At 40.7% G+C, this 15,532-nt stretch carries 13 protein-coding genes and 1 tRNA gene; 6 read left to right on the forward strand and 8 right to left on the reverse strand.

Annotation, left to right across the window (positions count from 1 at the left end; genetic code table 11):
• Nucleotide 1: 1 nt before the first annotated feature.
• From LA303_RS08645 to LA303_RS08655, 3 genes are read right to left on the reverse strand one after another with little or no spacing between them, the layout of a single operon-like run.
• Nucleotides 2-931 (reverse strand): geranylgeranylglycerol-phosphate geranylgeranyltransferase, encoded by a 930-nt coding sequence (locus tag LA303_RS08645; RefSeq protein ID WP_240524880.1) that lies wholly within the window; start codon nucleotides 929-931, stop codon nucleotides 2-4.
• Nucleotides 932-953: 22 nt separating this feature from the next.
• Nucleotides 954-1,475, reverse strand: coding sequence for a KdsC family phosphatase (locus LA303_RS08650; protein ID WP_240524881.1), 522 nt, complete (start codon nucleotides 1,473-1,475; stop codon nucleotides 954-956).
• Nucleotides 1,468-2,265 (reverse strand): Rossmann-like and DUF2520 domain-containing protein, encoded by a 798-nt coding sequence (locus LA303_RS08655; protein WP_240524882.1) that lies wholly within the window; start codon nucleotides 2,263-2,265, stop codon nucleotides 1,468-1,470. The genes LA303_RS08650 and LA303_RS08655 overlap by 8 nt, the downstream gene beginning before the upstream one ends.
• A gap of 1,040 nt (nucleotides 2,266-3,305) precedes the next feature.
• Between LA303_RS08655 and LA303_RS08660 the strand changes: the two genes are divergently transcribed.
• The 6 genes from LA303_RS08660 (at nucleotide 3,306) to LA303_RS08685 (ending at nucleotide 7,923) form a co-directional block, all read left to right on the forward strand.
• Nucleotides 3,306-4,454, forward strand: a complete 1,149-nt coding sequence (locus LA303_RS08660) for a pyridoxal phosphate-dependent aminotransferase (protein WP_240527127.1) — start codon at nucleotides 3,306-3,308, stop codon at nucleotides 4,452-4,454.
• A gap of 7 nt (nucleotides 4,455-4,461) precedes the next feature.
• Complete coding sequence (locus LA303_RS08665; protein WP_240524883.1) at nucleotides 4,462-5,478, forward strand: bifunctional heptose 7-phosphate kinase/heptose 1-phosphate adenyltransferase; 1,017 nt, start codon at nucleotides 4,462-4,464, stop codon at nucleotides 5,476-5,478.
• 21 nt (nucleotides 5,479-5,499) lie between these two features.
• Nucleotides 5,500-6,195 (forward strand): bifunctional demethylmenaquinone methyltransferase/2-methoxy-6-polyprenyl-1,4-benzoquinol methylase UbiE, encoded by a 696-nt coding sequence (ubiE, locus tag LA303_RS08670; RefSeq protein WP_240524884.1) that lies wholly within the window; start codon nucleotides 5,500-5,502, stop codon nucleotides 6,193-6,195.
• A 72-nt stretch (nucleotides 6,196-6,267) separates the two neighbouring features.
• Nucleotides 6,268-7,056, forward strand: a complete 789-nt coding sequence (gene porT, locus LA303_RS08675) for a type IX secretion/gliding motility protein PorT/SprT (RefSeq protein ID WP_240524885.1) — start codon at nucleotides 6,268-6,270, stop codon at nucleotides 7,054-7,056.
• 11 nt (nucleotides 7,057-7,067) lie between these two features.
• Entirely contained in the window at nucleotides 7,068-7,772 is a 705-nt protein-coding gene (locus LA303_RS08680; protein WP_240524886.1) for a hypothetical protein, read from the forward strand.
• Nucleotides 7,773-7,849: 77 nt separating this feature from the next.
• Nucleotides 7,850-7,923, forward strand: a tRNA-Glu gene (locus LA303_RS08685).
• Nucleotides 7,924-8,129: 206 nt separating this feature from the next.
• On the opposite strand, the gene LA303_RS08690 is transcribed toward LA303_RS08685, so the two are convergent.
• From LA303_RS08690 to LA303_RS08710, 5 genes are all read right to left on the reverse strand, one after another.
• On the reverse strand, nucleotides 8,130-9,197 hold the full coding sequence (locus LA303_RS08690; RefSeq protein WP_240524887.1) for an AI-2E family transporter: 1,068 nt from the start codon (nucleotides 9,195-9,197) through the stop codon (nucleotides 8,130-8,132).
• A 772-nt stretch (nucleotides 9,198-9,969) separates the two neighbouring features.
• Nucleotides 9,970-10,782 (reverse strand): DUF4405 domain-containing protein, encoded by an 813-nt coding sequence (locus LA303_RS08695; RefSeq protein ID WP_240524888.1) that lies wholly within the window; start codon nucleotides 10,780-10,782, stop codon nucleotides 9,970-9,972.
• Nucleotides 10,783-10,803: 21 nt separating this feature from the next.
• On the reverse strand, nucleotides 10,804-11,295 hold the full coding sequence (locus tag LA303_RS08700; protein WP_240524889.1) for a c-type cytochrome: 492 nt from the start codon (nucleotides 11,293-11,295) through the stop codon (nucleotides 10,804-10,806).
• Nucleotides 11,296-11,694: 399 nt separating this feature from the next.
• On the reverse strand, nucleotides 11,695-12,840 hold the full coding sequence (locus tag LA303_RS08705) for an iron-containing alcohol dehydrogenase (RefSeq protein WP_240527128.1): 1,146 nt from the start codon (nucleotides 12,838-12,840) through the stop codon (nucleotides 11,695-11,697).
• A 600-nt stretch (nucleotides 12,841-13,440) separates the two neighbouring features.
• Nucleotides 13,441-15,369 (reverse strand): sigma-54-dependent Fis family transcriptional regulator, encoded by a 1,929-nt coding sequence (locus LA303_RS08710; protein ID WP_240524890.1) that lies wholly within the window; start codon nucleotides 15,367-15,369, stop codon nucleotides 13,441-13,443.
• Between the last annotated feature and the right edge of the window lie 163 nt (nucleotides 15,370-15,532).

The following is a 15,532-nucleotide window of genomic DNA, read 5'->3' on the forward strand; positions in this document are numbered from 1 at the left end:
ATTACTCAAAATAAAACAAAGCCATAGATAAAATTCCAACCAGCATAAGCAGTTTAATCCACAACGACAACTTTTTCAGCTGTTTCGTGGTTTTGGCATTAATCAATTGCAACAGTACAATGCCAAAAAACAGATCAATCACAAAAAAAGCAAGGAACAATACCACAAAATGCCATTGATAAAAAAGCCACTGCACATAAAATACCGTAAAAAGTCCGACCAGATTAACAAAAGAAGCCACACTTTTTGCCCTTTTCAAACCATACACCACCGGAAAAGTACGACAACCGGTTTGGGCATCTCCTTTTTCGTCTTCCATGTCTTTTACGATTTCACGAAGCAAGCTCACCCAAAAAGCAAATCCCATATAGATTAACACCAGATTATTGACAATATGAAGCCGCAGCGGGTCCACATAAACGTGCTGCAACCGCAAAGCCATCACCTGGAAAAGCCATACCAATCCAAAAGAAAGTGCACTTAAAAAAGCCACCACCGCATTTCCCATTAACGGCTGGCACTGGTAACGTTCGGCATAAAACCATAGCAATCCGGCAGTAAGCAAAAAGATCAAAGAAAAACTCCCTTCACCGGTTAAAAAGGAAAGTACCGTTCCCATCAGCACTCCGACTCCCATAAAAACACGATAAAACAGCTTTCCGCTTTTTTCGGAAAAAGTGCTTTCAAACACATTTTTACCCGGTTTATTGATCATATCTGATGACACATCGGCCAAATCGTTCATCACATATCCTCCCATGGCAATAAAAAGTACGGCTCCGATCAACAACAGCAATTCAATAGCAGACAAACCGGTATCCGGCGGCAAAGCCAGTCCCGGCCGGATGATAAAGAAAAACATCAGCAATATGGCCAACACCACAATCAGCAGATTGGGCCAGCGTATCATCTTAAAAAATATACGTATCATTTTTATCAATTAATCGCGTTTACTACCAATAAAAAGCTTCGGGAGTCATCCATTTCCCCTGTACTTTCATCACCTGTTCGATGATATCGCGCACACAACCTTCACCTCCTTTTTTGTCAGAGATATATACCGATACGGCTTTTACTTCTTCGGCTGCATCGGCCGGACAAACCGGAATACCCACTCTTTTCATTACCGGAATATCCGGGATGTCATCGCCCATGTATACCACGGTTTGCGGATCGATATTTTTTTCCCGGATATATTTTTCGAAAACTTCCCGTTTGTTTCTGACTCCGGTAAAAGCATCTTTGATATTCAGCGTATCAAACCGGTTTTCCATCGATTTGGAAAAGCCTCCGGAGATGACTACCACATTATAGCCCAGTTTTACTGCCAGTTGCAATACATAACCATCTTTTACATTAGCAGTACGCAACGGCGGATCTTCGTGCTGTAAAATCACACGACCATCGGTCATTACCCCGTCGTAATCAAAAATAAAGGTCTGAACATGCTGAAGTAATGCTTTGTAATTACTCATGATATTGTTTTAAAATTTGATGGCTAAACAATCGATAAAGTTCTTGTAATTCCGGTTTTTCCTGTTCAAGCAACTGCAAATGCTTTTCAATAACAGCAATGTCTCCTCTTTTAGCGGGACCTGTTTGGGCCTGTTCGGGAGATAAATGATTGAGTTTGGCCGTCGTTTCATTCAAAAGGGGCAAAAGCAGCTGGGAATCTAATCCGTTTTCTTTAAGCCATGCCGTAGCCAGCCCATACAAATGATTGGTAAAATTGTTGACCAAAACAGCGGCAAGATGCAGTTTCATCCGTTGTTCGGTATTTACGGCAAATACCTTCCGGCTCAATTTTTCAGCTACAGCTACCAACGCCTGATATACCTCTCCGGAAGAAGCTTCCAGGCAAAAAGGCACCTCAGATACGTCAACAGCAACAGAACGGGAGAATGTTTGCAAAGGATAAAAAACCCCATAATGCTGAAACCGCTGCAAAACCGAAACAGGAACTGCTCCAGAGGTATGACATACGATGCCTTTTACCGGAGGCAGCGCATTGGCCACGGCTTCGATTTGAGTATCGGAAACAGCAACAAGATACAAATCAGCATCCGGCGGCACACGTTTACAGTCTGCAGAAGCGGATGATCGCACTTTTTCGGCAAGCTCCCGGGCCGGAGCAATGTGCCGCGAACAGATTTCCACCACGGAAAAACCGGCACGGTCCAATGCCTGCGCCAAATGCCAGGCCACATTTCCGGCACCAATAATGACTATTTTTTGTATCTGAAGTTCGCTTTTTCCTGTTCTCATGGTTCCCGCAAGGAATTTGTTTTACAAAATAACAACATATTTTTTACATGGATCAGGAATAGCACCGTTTTTATCCAACGAAGTACTTCAAGTGACTAAAGTGAGAAATCACAAAAAACAAGAAAGACAAATCACAAAAAACAAGAAAGACAAATCACAAAAAACAAGAAAGACAAATCACAAAAAAATCCCAAATTCCAAAAATCAACTTCTTTTGTCATGCTGAACGCAGTGAAGCATCTATTTTAACAACCGTAATTATTTTTAAGATCCTTCACTCCGCTGCGCTCCGTTCAGGACGACAGAAAAAAGCATGTAAATATCTGAAAATCAACAATACCAATAACTAGTGACTAATGACCAGGTGGGAAATCACAAAAAACAAAAAAACAAATCACAAAAAAACAAATCACAAAAAAATCCCAAATTCCAAAAATTAACTTCTTTTGTCATGCTGAACGCAGTGAAGCATCTATTTTAACAACCGTAATTATTTTTAAGATCCTTCACTCCGCTGCGCTCCGTTCTCCATAGGAGTCCTTTGGACAGGACAACAGAAAAAAGCAGGTAAACACCTGAAAACCAGCAACACTAATAACTGTGACTAATGGCCAAGTGAGAAATCACAAAAAACAAAAAAACAAATCACAGCCCCGTTCATCAATTATCGTTGAGTCAAACATCTTCCCATCTAACGACCTCCATCCTTCCATCCCAACATCTTTCAGCATTAGAGATCCTTCGCTTCGCTCAGAAGGACAAACACGACTGGGCGAAATTGCGAAAGGACACTCCAAAAAAACAAAATCCACCCCTGTTCATCATTCATCGCTCTACATTTATCGTTCGTTCATCCTTTCCCAATGACCAGTGTACTAATGACTCTTTTTATCACTAAAGGTAAAACATCATCCATCTATACATCAAACATCCAACATCCAAAGATTTCCTATCTTTGCCCATCTTAAAAAACGGACATCGTGAACGAAAATATTATATCACAACGCCTACAACACATCACCGAATCTGCTACCCTTGAAATGACACGGCGGAGTCGTGAACTAAAAGCAAAGGGAATTGACGTGATCAACCTGAGCATCGGTGAACCTGATTTTAACACGCCGGATCCGGTGAAAGCAGCAGCCAAAGAAGCCATTGACAACAACATCACGCATTATCCTCCGGTGGCAGGATTCCGGGTTTTACAGGAAGCTATTGCCGAAAAGCTGGAAAGAGACAACGGATTACATTTTTCGCCGGAACAGATCGTGGTTTCGAATGGTGCCAAACAAGCACTGGCAAACATTTTCCTGAGTATTCTTGATCCGGGCGACGAGGTAATCTTAACGGCTCCGTACTGGGTGTCGTATGCGGATATCATTCAGCTGGCCGGAGGAAAAGTTAATGCGTTGCCAACCGGTATTGAAGAAGGCTTTAAACTGCGTCCGGAACGTCTGGAAAAAGCCATCAACGAGAAAACAAAAGCTTTTTTGTTTAACTCGCCCTCCAATCCTACCGGCATGGTGTACAGCCGCGATGAAATGGCTGCTTTGGTAAACGTGTTAAAAAAATATCCGGATATTCTGATCATCTCGGATGAGATATACGAACATATTCATTTTTCGGGAACACACATCAGCATGGCTTCTTTTCCGGAGGTAAAAGACCAAACGGTGGTGGTAAACGGCGTATCGAAATGCTATGCCATGACGGGCTGGCGAATTGGATACATGGCCGGACCGCTGTTTTTGGCCAAAGCCTGCAGTAAATTACAAGGACAATACACTTCCGGTCCGGGAACCATCTCGCAAATGGCTGCCCTGAAAGCCATACAAAACCCGCCGCAAAATTCGGAATACATTCAGGAGATGGTATCGGCTTTTCAAAAAAGACGCGATATGCTGGTTGAAAAGTTGAACGAAATACCGGATGTAAAAACGTATATGCCGGAAGGCGCATTTTATCTTTTTCCGGACATCAGTGCTTACTTTGGTAAAACCGATGGGAAAACGGTAATCCGCAATGCTACCGACCTGAGTCTTTACCTGCTCGAGAAAGCCCATGTAGCGCTGGTAACCGGCGAAGCCTTTGGCGATGCCAACTGTGTCAGAATTTCTTATGCCACTTCGAGCCATCTGTTGTTAGAAGCGGTAAAACGAATTAAAAAAGCCCTGAGCGAATTAAATTAACCCGGCCATGAAACTGACCAAAGAAATCCTTTCGGTTCTGTTTGAAGACTTTAACAACAAAAAAGCCCTGATCATCGGGGATGTGATGCTCGATGCCTACATCTGGGGGAAAGTTGACCGTATTTCGCCGGAAGCTCCGGTTCCGGTAGTCACCGTTTTAAAACGGGAAGAACGCTTGGGAGGAGCAGCCAACGTAGGCATGAATATCCGGGCACTGGGAGCCAAAGCCATTATGTGCTCGGTAGTGGGAACAGACGAAAAAGGACGGGTTCTGAAAGCGCTGATGCACAACAACGGCCTGGATGAATCAGGGATTATCGAAAGTCCGCATCGCCCCACAACTACCAAGTTCCGTATTTTGGGCAATAACACCCAAATGCTCCGGGTTGACGAAGAGACATCACAGCCGCTGGAAGAGGAAATTTTTCATGAACTCTGCAGCCGCATTGACCGGATTCTGAAAACCGAAAATGTGGATGTCATCATCTTTCAGGATTATGATAAAGGGGTTATCACCCCCGATCTTATCCGCTTTGTTACTGAAATTGCCACGGAGCTGGGAATTCCGGTAACGGTAGATCCCAAAAAACGGAATTTTCTCTCGTACCAAAACACGACATTGGTAAAACCCAATCTGGCAGAAATGAAAGAAGGGCTGGAATGGCCGGATCTTTCTGCTGAAAAAACCATGCTGGAATTGGCCGCCAAAAAGCTGGCAGAAAAACTACAGGCGTCCATGATTATGAACACCCTCTCAGAAAAAGGGGTTTTCATCTGGTGGAAAGAAGATGATGCTGAAAAAAGTGTCCTGATTGATGCCCATCGCCGGAATATTGCCGATGTTTCGGGCGCCGGCGACACCGTTATCAGTGTGGCTTCGCTGTGCCTGTCCGCCGGACTCAATCCGGATGATGTAGCACGGCTGGCTAATCTGGCCGGTGGACTGGTTTGTGAAGAAGCCGGTGTTGTGCCGGTAAACAAGCAAAAGCTGTGGGAAGAAGCCGTACGAATTTTAACTCCATAAAACGATACTAAAAAAAAGAAGATGGCGCAAAAAGCAATGGTGCAACAAATGTTTAACCACATTGCACCCAAATACGATTTACTGAATCATTTGCTCTCGGCCGGTATTGACAAAGGCTGGCGCCGGAAAGTACGGCGCGCCCTGGCACCCGACCATCCGGAAATTATTCTGGATGTGGCTACCGGCACGGGGGATCTTGCCATTGAGCTGGCCAAACTGCCCGAAGTAAAAACCATTATTGGGATTGATATTGCCGAAGACATGCTGGAAATCGGCAAGAAGAAAATTGCCAAAAAAGGCCTCTCCGACCGGATTCAGCTGCTGCCCGGCGATTCGGAAAATATTGATTTCGAAACAAACTATTTTGATGCCGTAACCGTGGCTTTCGGGGTTAGAAACTATGAGAACCTGGGAAAAGGATTGCTGGAGATGTACCGGGTTTTAAAACCCGGAAAAAAAGTAGCCATCCTGGAGTTTTCCAAACCGGCCGCCTTTCCCATGAAGAATCTGTATCTATTTTATTTTCATCACATTTTACCAGCTGTAGGACGTGCTATTTCGAAAGATAAATCAGCATACACTTACCTGCCGGAATCGGTTTCGCGTTTTCCGGAAAACAAAGCTTTTATGGCCGAACTGGAGAAAGCCGGCTTTAAAAATCCATCGCAACAACGGCTTACTTTTGGCATAGCCACACTCTATCTGGCTACTAAATAAGTCGTGCGAATACAAAAACAGAATACTAACGGGGGAATTAAAACGTTATTAACACAACGAAAATTGGAGCCATTGAAAAAACAGGTTTTATCAGCACTATTTATTTCGGTTTTTCTGTTTGTTACCAGCGGTATACAGGCACAAAATGTGATCTTAAACCTGCAGGGATACAACGAACAACCCTATCATTTTGGATTCATCCTCGGTATGAATACCATGAATTTTTCCGTTAAGACGATCGATCAGGTAGGAACACACCTGTGGACCAAAGAACAAGCTCCGGATTTACCCAATGCAGATTATTACCGGGTACTTTCTGTCACAGCATCGGCTTCGCCCGGATTTTCAGTGGGTATTCTTGGCAATCTCCGGCTGATGAAATTCGTGGATCTGCGTTTTATCCCCACGCTTTCGTTTGGCAGCCGGTCATTGAATTACAGCATCTCCGGAAGCGGGATGGCCGGTGCTCCGGCAGGCGTTGACAGCGTTTTTACCGTTGACAAAAAAGTGAACTCTACCTATCTTACTTTCCCCCTGCTAATCAAATACCGTTCGTGGCGAAAGGATAATTATGGCGCCTATCTTATTGGTGGCATCAATTATTCCATTGACCTTGCTGCCAAAAAACCGAATCTGGATAACGGGGAAACAGGAACCGGGGATATCCTTCTAAATTCGCATGATGTGAATGCTGAAATCGGAGCCGGATTTGATTTCTACAATGCCTATTTTAAATTGAGTGTGGAAGCAAAGATGATCTTTGGACTGAAAAACCTTGTGGTGGACGATAACACCCTTTATTCGGGCAGTATCGATCAACTTCATTCCAAAATTTTCATGCTTTCTTTCACCTTTGAATAAATCATCCGTTTATGGCAAAGAAAAAAAATACGCCTCATCAAAAGCTTTTTGAAGAGATTATTGTAAAAAGCGCCATGAAGCAGGAAGTTTTTCTTGCTACCGAAGAGGCACTGGGGCTTTTTAAAACCGTTGCCGGGAAAATGGCAGACGAATATGCTGCTACGGCGCGGAAACTAAAGCCCAAACATGACGTTCCCATGGTGATGGAAGAACATGGAGATTTCGAGTTCTCCATCAAATTCGGAGGGGACATTCTCTTTTTTCTGATGCATTCCAATATTTTTGAAATCCCGCGTGATCATAATGTGATGCGGAGTACTTACATTAAAGAAGACCCGGAACGTTCGTACTGCGGCATCATTCACATCTATAACTTTTTGAGCGACTCGTTCAAATACAACCGGCTTTCCGATCTGGGTTATCTCATCGGACGGATTCTGATCAACAAAGAGAAACATTATTTCATCGAGGGAAAAAGCGAGCTGGGGTTTCTGTACAAAAATTTCCGAACCAGTATCATTACTCCCGAATCAGCCGACAAAATCGTTACCGCGGCCATTCGTTATACCCTGGGATTTGATTTGCTGACCCCGCCTTACGATCATGTAAAACTCATCAGTGTGGAAGACATGAAAAAGACCCTTGACACCATCGGATTGAAGACAGGAAAACGGCTTGGATTCCGGTTTTATCCCGACCAGGAGGAAGAGTCGTAAAAAATTTTTTCATTTTTTTAAAAAAAGGTTTTGCAGATTAAATATTTTTCTATTTTTGCAGCTCCAAAACGGCAAATGGTCCGTTCGTCTAGCCAGGTCAGGACGCCAGGTTTTCATCCTGGTAACACGGGTTCAAATCCCGTACGGACTACGTCAAGTAAAGCGGCTCAAATCTCTTTGAGCCGCTTTTTTTATACTAATATTTTACACTTCAGTCAATTAGGTTTTTCCACAAGATTTCATACCCATTACAGATATTAAATCAAAGCGCATTTTGATTTCAATCGGTATCGCATAACCTTTGTGAATGGTGTAGCCACGCTGTCTCTCCATTCATCGCAGAATGATGAGCAGGTTTTACGCCTTTTTCTCCGCTTCAATATCTTTTAGCTCTTTCCCGTCACCAAGCATTATACCGAGCCCCCGTGTAACCTCACGGCTGTCGAGAATAATCTTGATAATAATGGTTAACGGTGTTGCAATAAGCATACCTACAGGGCCTAAGATATATCCGAAAAATATCATGGAAAAGAAAACAATAAACGGAGAAAGTCCCAGATTCCGTCCCATGAGTTGCGGTTCAATAACATTACCAATAATGGTATTAATAACAAGATAGACAATCATTGTGATAACACCAGCCGTAGGGCCTTTGAGAATAAAAGCAAGAAGTACGGCCGGAACAGCGGCAATAAAAGAGCCAATACTGGGTATATAATTCAATATAAAAGCCAGAAAGCCCCACAACACGACAAAATCCACACCAATGATATACAACGCTACACCAACAAATATTCCTGTGGCAAAACTCGTCAGTGTTTTTATACCAAAATAATTCCGGAGTTGCTTGATCACCCGTGTAGCGCCTTTGGATGAATCTCGAGAAACATACGACAACTTCAGGGTAAACTGTTCTGATTCGGTTATCAAGAAAATGAAAAAGATAAAGACAATAACAATGCCCGATAACAACGAACCAAATCCACTGGCAAGCGGCGCCGCTATGGATAACACTTTCCCGTGAAAGAGTTTTCCACCGGAGGCCACCGGTTCATCAAGCAGACCATAATTTGCCAGATAATTTACTGTATCATTCCAAAAGGCCTGAAATTTATCCTGATAAGTCGGTAATTTATTCATAAAACTATGGATGGCCGCATTCACAATGACACCTAACAACCAAACTACGACAACTACCGAAAGGATAACAATAATGTTGGCCAAAGTTTTACCTACTCCTTTCTTTCGCAACCATCCCAGCGGCGCCAGACTGACAGCCGTCAGAAAAGCAGCCAGCAACAACATATTAACGATATGGCTCATCTGTTTTATCGCCGCAAAAGCCACAATAATGCCGGTAGTGATTATCCAAAAACGGACTCCCGGCACATAACTTAAATAATGATCATAATTGGGACGTTCCATAGCTTTTATTTTTTATTGAAGTCGTTTAACGCTCAAAAGAAAGTTAACGTAACAATTTATGAATCAGTAAATAAACATCTTTCATTATTGACCTTTATCTACGCTCCCCAACAGTAATCAGGATAATCTCTCCCAAGAGAAGAATGTTGGGATTTATTTACCAATTCGCAAGTGTCTATATTCAAAAACAACAGGTTACCTTTAAATAACTTTATTAGCAACCTGTTTAATCCTTCCTAACTTCACTGTATAATTATTTATTTGACTTTTTCTTTGGAACATGCAAATTAAGTAAAATCTTTGGACTTTAACGTTTTCGGGTATTTTTTCATTAACAGGGTAATAAATGTCTGTTGAATTATTCTTTCTGGCCTCAGCACATCCCCGCGAAAGGAAATAAGATTTTGCCACCAAACTGACGGATGGCCTGCGGTTGGGAAACAGTTGGTGATTTTCATTTAACGTATACATAATAAGTGGTTTAAGAGGTTACAAAGTAACTTAACCCTATTTTTTGATAATCTCTCTATCAATTTTTCAAATTTCGGATAGATTTTCGGGGGACCTCCGACGACAAAAACTTCCGAGCTCATCAATAATTCATACAAAATACTACAGTCTACCTCAAAAAAAGCGGCTCAAATTTCTTTGAGCCGCCTTTTTACGTCTATTTCTGCATAAATTCCACACAGGAAAACATTCTGCTTTTGACTTCTAATTACACATTATCCTCTGAAAACCTGTTTCAGGACATGTCCAGAGCTTATCCGCATTAATTACGTATCAATTTAAACAATTCCATTGGTGTGATTCCAAGCTCGTCAGCAATCACTTTTATCCTTGTATCCGGAGATGCATTAACCCCCTTTGTTTTTAAGATCTTTATGGCTTTCGGCAAGTCAATATATCCTTCATCCGATAATTCGCGGAGCGTTTTCCGTCCCAACCTCATCGGCATATTTTTATGGGTACCGGCCCGGCTCTTTTCCTGTTTTAAACCTAAAATATCATATACTTTTTGTGGAGATGTATTATTTCTTTTGGCAATATCCTGCAAACTCTCATTTTCATCTCGGACAGTAATTCCGTTATCCCTAAGTTTTTCAAGAATTGCATCTTTATCGACCCCATTTCTGTCAATAAAATAACTCAGTGATTTTTCTTCGGCATGCCCAAAAGGAGGTTCTCCGAGAGTCTGTTTCCAATTTTGTTCTATTCCTGCTTTAACATTTATTACTGTTCCAAACGGAGGAATCATCCAAATTGTTCCTAAGATAAAAATGACATTGATTGCAAGAGCCAAAAGAAACTGACCGGTAAAAAAAGAAACCTCTTTAAGTTTATTTTTCATATAGTTAACAATGCAGTGCCAGTTAAGAACAGTATGCCATATTCCTGCGATTAGCAACAATATTGAAAGGGTGATATGAAGATTTGCCCATTGATGCTTGGTAAGTTCTAAAAAATGCCAGTCGGACCAATATGCATTTTTCCCTTTAGGAACAAAATAAAGTACAACCCCCGTGATACTTGAAAGGAGAAATGATATTCCCAGGGTTAATGAAACCGTTTTTCTTATTTTCATTTCGATAAATTTACAGTAATGCTAATATTTCCACTTATTTCTTCCCTGGTTATGCCATCCCCCCGTTCTTGGAAATTCAGCATGGTAGATATAATCGGCAATTTTCGTTAACTCTTCTTTTGGATAAGGAAGCTTGGGCATCACTCCAAACCGGTTTATTGCCCCATACATCAAGGCTTTTTTCCGTTGAGGATCCAAAACAAAATTCACAATTGCATTCTCAAAAGCTCTTTTCGTTCCATATACCCTAAGGTATCTAAACTTGACATTGTAAAACGGAGGAGCCGACATGGTCCCGTCTTTCTTTATGCCATGACAAATATTGCATCGTGTTTCAAATAATTCTTTGCCATCCGGAGTCATATTGCCATCTGGACTCTTGAAGTCAGTTACCTCCCTTTTTTCCGGAATTCTTTTTTCCGGAAAAACAAAACCGGTAAATAGAAAGCCCATTGTTACAAACAACAAAGAAATCAGGATGAATTTGCTAATCATTTTTAATTTTCTTTTCATATTGCAATTAGTTATATATGTTAATCATCTGACAAAACATTTCTTCAATTTATTCCATTCCCGATTAGCTATTTTATCACAGCTTTTTTTAATCACCATAATTATTTGACATTCTGATGCTTATCATTTACGTTATATTTAAATTTTTTATCTTAATTTTTTTGAATCTTTCAAGGATTCGTTTTTTACAACAGGAGTTAAGCCTTCTTATTCAAAAAAAACAACACTCACCAAGGACATATCCTTTTTAGGATGATAAAAATCCTATAAATATAAACCACTTAGCCAGATAAATATTTTGCATCCGGAAAATTTACAGTCGGTTCCCCCTACAAATCAATTCAAATTCAAATGGAGAGGAAAATACTCCCTCTCCATTTAATTTCTGTTATGAAAAAATTACATGGCTGCTTTATACAGCTCAATGATGTCTTCTTTTGTAGCAATACGCGGATTTGTCAGTCCACAGGCATCTTTTAGTGCATTATCAGCCAGAGTAGGAAGATCTTTTTCTTTTACTCCCAGTTCTTTCAATCCGGAAGGAATTCCGACATCTCTTGACAATCTGCCGATACTTTTTATTGCAAGTTCGGCTGCTTCAATCACAGAGAGACCGTTTGTATTTTCCCCCATTGCCATGGCGATATCAGCAAAACGTTCGGGACATGCAATCATATTAAAACTTTCAACATGAGGCAAAAGAATCGCATTACAAACACCGTGTGGTAAATCGTAAAAACCACCCAGTTGATGAGCCATTGCATGTACATTACCAAGACTTGCATTATTAAACGCCATTCCCGCCATAAATTCAGCATAAGCCATTTTATCCCGGGCTTCCATATTGTTGCCATTTGCCACTGCCGGACGTAAATACTGACTGATAAGCTGAATTGCCTTAATTGCTGCAGAATCCGTTACCGGCGTTGCAAGAGTTGAAACATAAGCTTCAATGGCATGCGTAAGTGCATCCATACCGGTTGCTGCAGTTAAGGCAGATGGCATACTAACCATCAATTCCGGATCATTAATTGAAACTGTTGGCGTCACATGCCAGTCGACAATGGCCATTTTAACATGGCGATCTGTATCCGTAATAATCGTAAACCGCGTCATCTCACTTGCCGTACCCGCAGTAGTGTTTACAGCAATAAAAGGAGGCATTGTTTTTTTCGACATATCCAGTCCTTCATAATCCTTAATTGAACCTCCATTTGTAGCAACAAGGCCGATCCCTTTTGCACAGTCAATAGGACTTCCCCCGCCAATGGCTACAATCAAATCACAATTGTTTTGCTTATATAAAGCAACACCATCATGAACATTTTTTACGGTAGGGTTTGGGAGAACGGCATCATACAAAATGGTACGAATGTCTTCTTTTTCAAGTAACCTGATTATTTTGTCTGCAATACCTAATTTTATCAAAGGAGCATCAGTTACAACCAAAGCTTTGCTGCCCCCAATAATTTTGGCTTGTTTGGCTACTTCTAAAGCAGCACCAGCCCCCATTAAATTTACTGTTGGAATGAAATATCCGTACATAATTTTTAATTTTAATGGCAGAAAACAAAACATATTTTCTGCCGGGTTAAACAAATATTTATTTTGATTTGAATAAATTGTAGACTCTAAAAGCTTTTTAGGCATAAACAAAGCAGCTATTCTCCGGCAAGAAATACTTCAGGCAATTGTTTGTATACCTAAAACTGCAAAGAATATTCTGCAACTTCTTCAAAAGGAAATAAACACGATGTTTTTCGGGTAACCGATCGGCGTTACAGATACAACACAAATCATTTTTCACCTCCGGCACCGGAATTTTAAGACTTTTTGCGATCTGTTTATCAGAAATTGTCTCGATATGCTTTCTGTTTAAAATATTCTCAAAAAATGCATAATACATTTCCATTTTCTCTACGGTGATGGTTCTGGTTTCCATGATCCCCTCCTTTTTTTAAAGTTATACAAACATTCACCGTAGAGATTTCAATCGCTATGCCACCATTCATAACCAAATGATTTTTAACACAATGAAAGCAAACCCAATAAAAAAGTGTACTAAAAAAGGACAGGCCCATCCTTTTTATCGTCCTGTATCAGGACAGTGTTCGTTTTTGAGACAGTAAAACGAATAAATCAAATTTACTTTTCGTTAATGTTAATATTGTAGCGTTTTATTTTTTGATAAAGCGTATTTCTGCCAATCCCCAATATTTTTGCAGCCTGAGTCATGTTTATTTTTGTTGCTTTAATGGTTCTCTCGATCAATTGTTTTTCCATATCCTGAAGCGACTGAAGAACGAAATCACTTTCGGGATCAACATTATCTGCCGAAGAAGTCTCATCGGGTATTTGGTTTTGGATATGAACCGGTCTGTTCATAATGGTAACTTTTTCAATATAATTTTCAAGTTCCCGTATGTTTCCAGGCCAGTCGTAAGAAATAATTTCTTTTAGCAGGGTTTGGCTAAGCCTTACCATCGGTTTATTTAGTTTATTTGCTTTTGTTTCCAGAAAATAATGTGCCAGAAGCGGGATATCTTCTTTCCGTTCTCTTAAAGCCGGTAATTTTATATTTACCACATTAATACGATAATACAAATCCAGACGAAAACGGTTTTGTTTTATTTCCTCTTCCAGGTTTTTATTTGTTGCTGCGATTATCCGGACATCAACCGAAACAACATTACTCCCCCCAACCCGGCAAAACTGGCCTTCTTGTATCGCTCTTAATAGTTTGATTTGCATCTCCATCGGCATATCGCCAATTTCATCAAGAAATAAAGTGCCTCCATTTGCCATTTCGAATTTACCAATACGTCCGCCTTTAACCGCACCGGTAAAGGCTCCTTCTTCATATCCAAACAGTTCACTTTCAATCAAAGAGGGTGAAATAGCGCCGCAGTTGATCGCCACAAAACAACCGTGTTTTCGTTCACTTGCATTATGAATCGCCTGAGCAAAAACTTCCTTTCCCGTGCCGCTTTCACCGGTTATTAATATGGAAGCCGGGCTATGTGCTACTGTACGTGCATACTCTATTATCTTTTTCATTTTATCACTTACACAAAAAATATCATCAAATTGATGAGTAGCTACCATGCCCACATATTTATTGGCCAGGCCCAAAAAACGTTTGAACGGCCGGAAAGAAAGCTGATATCCGATAATCTCATTTTCTTGCGAATGAATAAGATACGCATTGAACAGAAAATTCTCATGCAAGCCGGGAATGTTAAAACTGTGTTCTTCATCAATAAAATCCCTTTTTAATTGCAACATCTTTCTGACTTTGGGCCATGTCGGAAAAATATCATTGATGGAAGTATTAATAAGAAGGCTCCGTTTGATATTTATAATCCGGCAACCGGTGTTATTGGCCCAAATAATCTTGTCCTCTTTATCTATGGCAAAAAGTCCAAAAGACAATTGATTCATCATAGCAAAAGCATAGTACTGCGCATCATACAATTGTTTTTGGACCAATTTATTCTCGATTCTATTTTCAATTACTTTGGCCGTTGATATTACCCAACCTAAAGTATGAATTTGCCTGTTCGATTTTTTCCCGGCTAAACACAATACGCCCAAAATATTTCCCTTGGCATCGTGTATAGGTGCAGCAGCACACGTCCACGCATAAAATATTTTCAAAGCATGTTGGTTCCCTGTTACCTGAACAGGTTTGTTTTCCAAAATTGCACGTCCTATTGCATTGATTCCTACATCCTTTTCATTAAAGGAAGTCCCCAAAGACAGATTTAATTTTTCAGCCTTTTTCAGCACGTCTTCTTCCCCCGTCACATCTAAAATAATACCGTCTTTGTCTGACAAGATTGCGATGAAACCTGTTTTATTTAATAATTCCGTTAAATGGCTTAAACAGGGCTTCGCAATCTCAATAAAAGCAAGGTTATCATTCAGTAGTTTTTTTGAACGTTCCTTGTCAAAAATAACAGCCGGTTTGGCACTGATCCTGTTAAAACCGGGCTGGTCGTTTTCATCGGAAAAGTTAATCATCACTTCTCCATCTTTAATATCCGTATTTCCCTGCCGTATGTCGTTATTCATTTTCAGCAATTTTTTCGAGTCATAACCTGAATCTCATTTCTTCAACAAAGATAATAGTTATTGTTAATTAAATAACAAGTGTCGCAAAACAATAAATACGGACAGCAGTTGCGTTTAAAAGGTAAGGTCAGGAGCATCAAAACCATGTTAGCTTATTGTTCAC

The sequence above is a fragment of the Candidatus Sulfidibacterium hydrothermale genome, assembly GCF_020149915.1.
GTDB lineage: Bacteria > Bacteroidota > Bacteroidia > Bacteroidales > F082 > Sulfidibacterium > Sulfidibacterium hydrothermale.

Coding starts and splice junctions, on each gene's coding strand:
- LA303_RS08690 (WP_240524887.1), bottom strand. CDS start 9,197: ATGGAACGTCCCAATTATGATCATTATTTAAGTTATGTGCCGGGAGTC.
- LA303_RS08660 (WP_240527127.1), top strand. CDS start 3,306: ATGACACGGCGGAGTCGTGAACTAAAAGCAAAGGGAATTGACGTGATC.
- LA303_RS08645 (WP_240524880.1), bottom strand. CDS start 931: ATGATACGTATATTTTTTAAGATGATACGCTGGCCCAATCTGCTGATT.
- LA303_RS08695 (WP_240524888.1), bottom strand. CDS start 10,782: ATGAAAATAAGAAAAACGGTTTCATTAACCCTGGGAATATCATTTCTC.
- ubiE (WP_240524884.1), top strand. CDS start 5,500: ATGGCGCAAAAAGCAATGGTGCAACAAATGTTTAACCACATTGCACCC.
- LA303_RS08665 (WP_240524883.1), top strand. CDS start 4,462: ATGAAACTGACCAAAGAAATCCTTTCGGTTCTGTTTGAAGACTTTAAC.
- LA303_RS08705 (WP_240527128.1), bottom strand. CDS start 12,840: ATGTACGGATATTTCATTCCAACAGTAAATTTAATGGGGGCTGGTGCT.
- LA303_RS08700 (WP_240524889.1), bottom strand. CDS start 11,295: ATGAAAAGAAAATTAAAAATGATTAGCAAATTCATCCTGATTTCTTTG.
- LA303_RS08710 (WP_240524890.1), bottom strand. CDS start 15,369: ATGAATAACGACATACGGCAGGGAAATACGGATATTAAAGATGGAGAA.
- LA303_RS08655 (WP_240524882.1), bottom strand. CDS start 2,265: ATGAGAACAGGAAAAAGCGAACTTCAGATACAAAAAATAGTCATTATT.
- LA303_RS08680 (WP_240524886.1), top strand. CDS start 7,068: ATGGCAAAGAAAAAAAATACGCCTCATCAAAAGCTTTTTGAAGAGATT.
- LA303_RS08650 (WP_240524881.1), bottom strand. CDS start 1,475: ATGAGTAATTACAAAGCATTACTTCAGCATGTTCAGACCTTTATTTTT.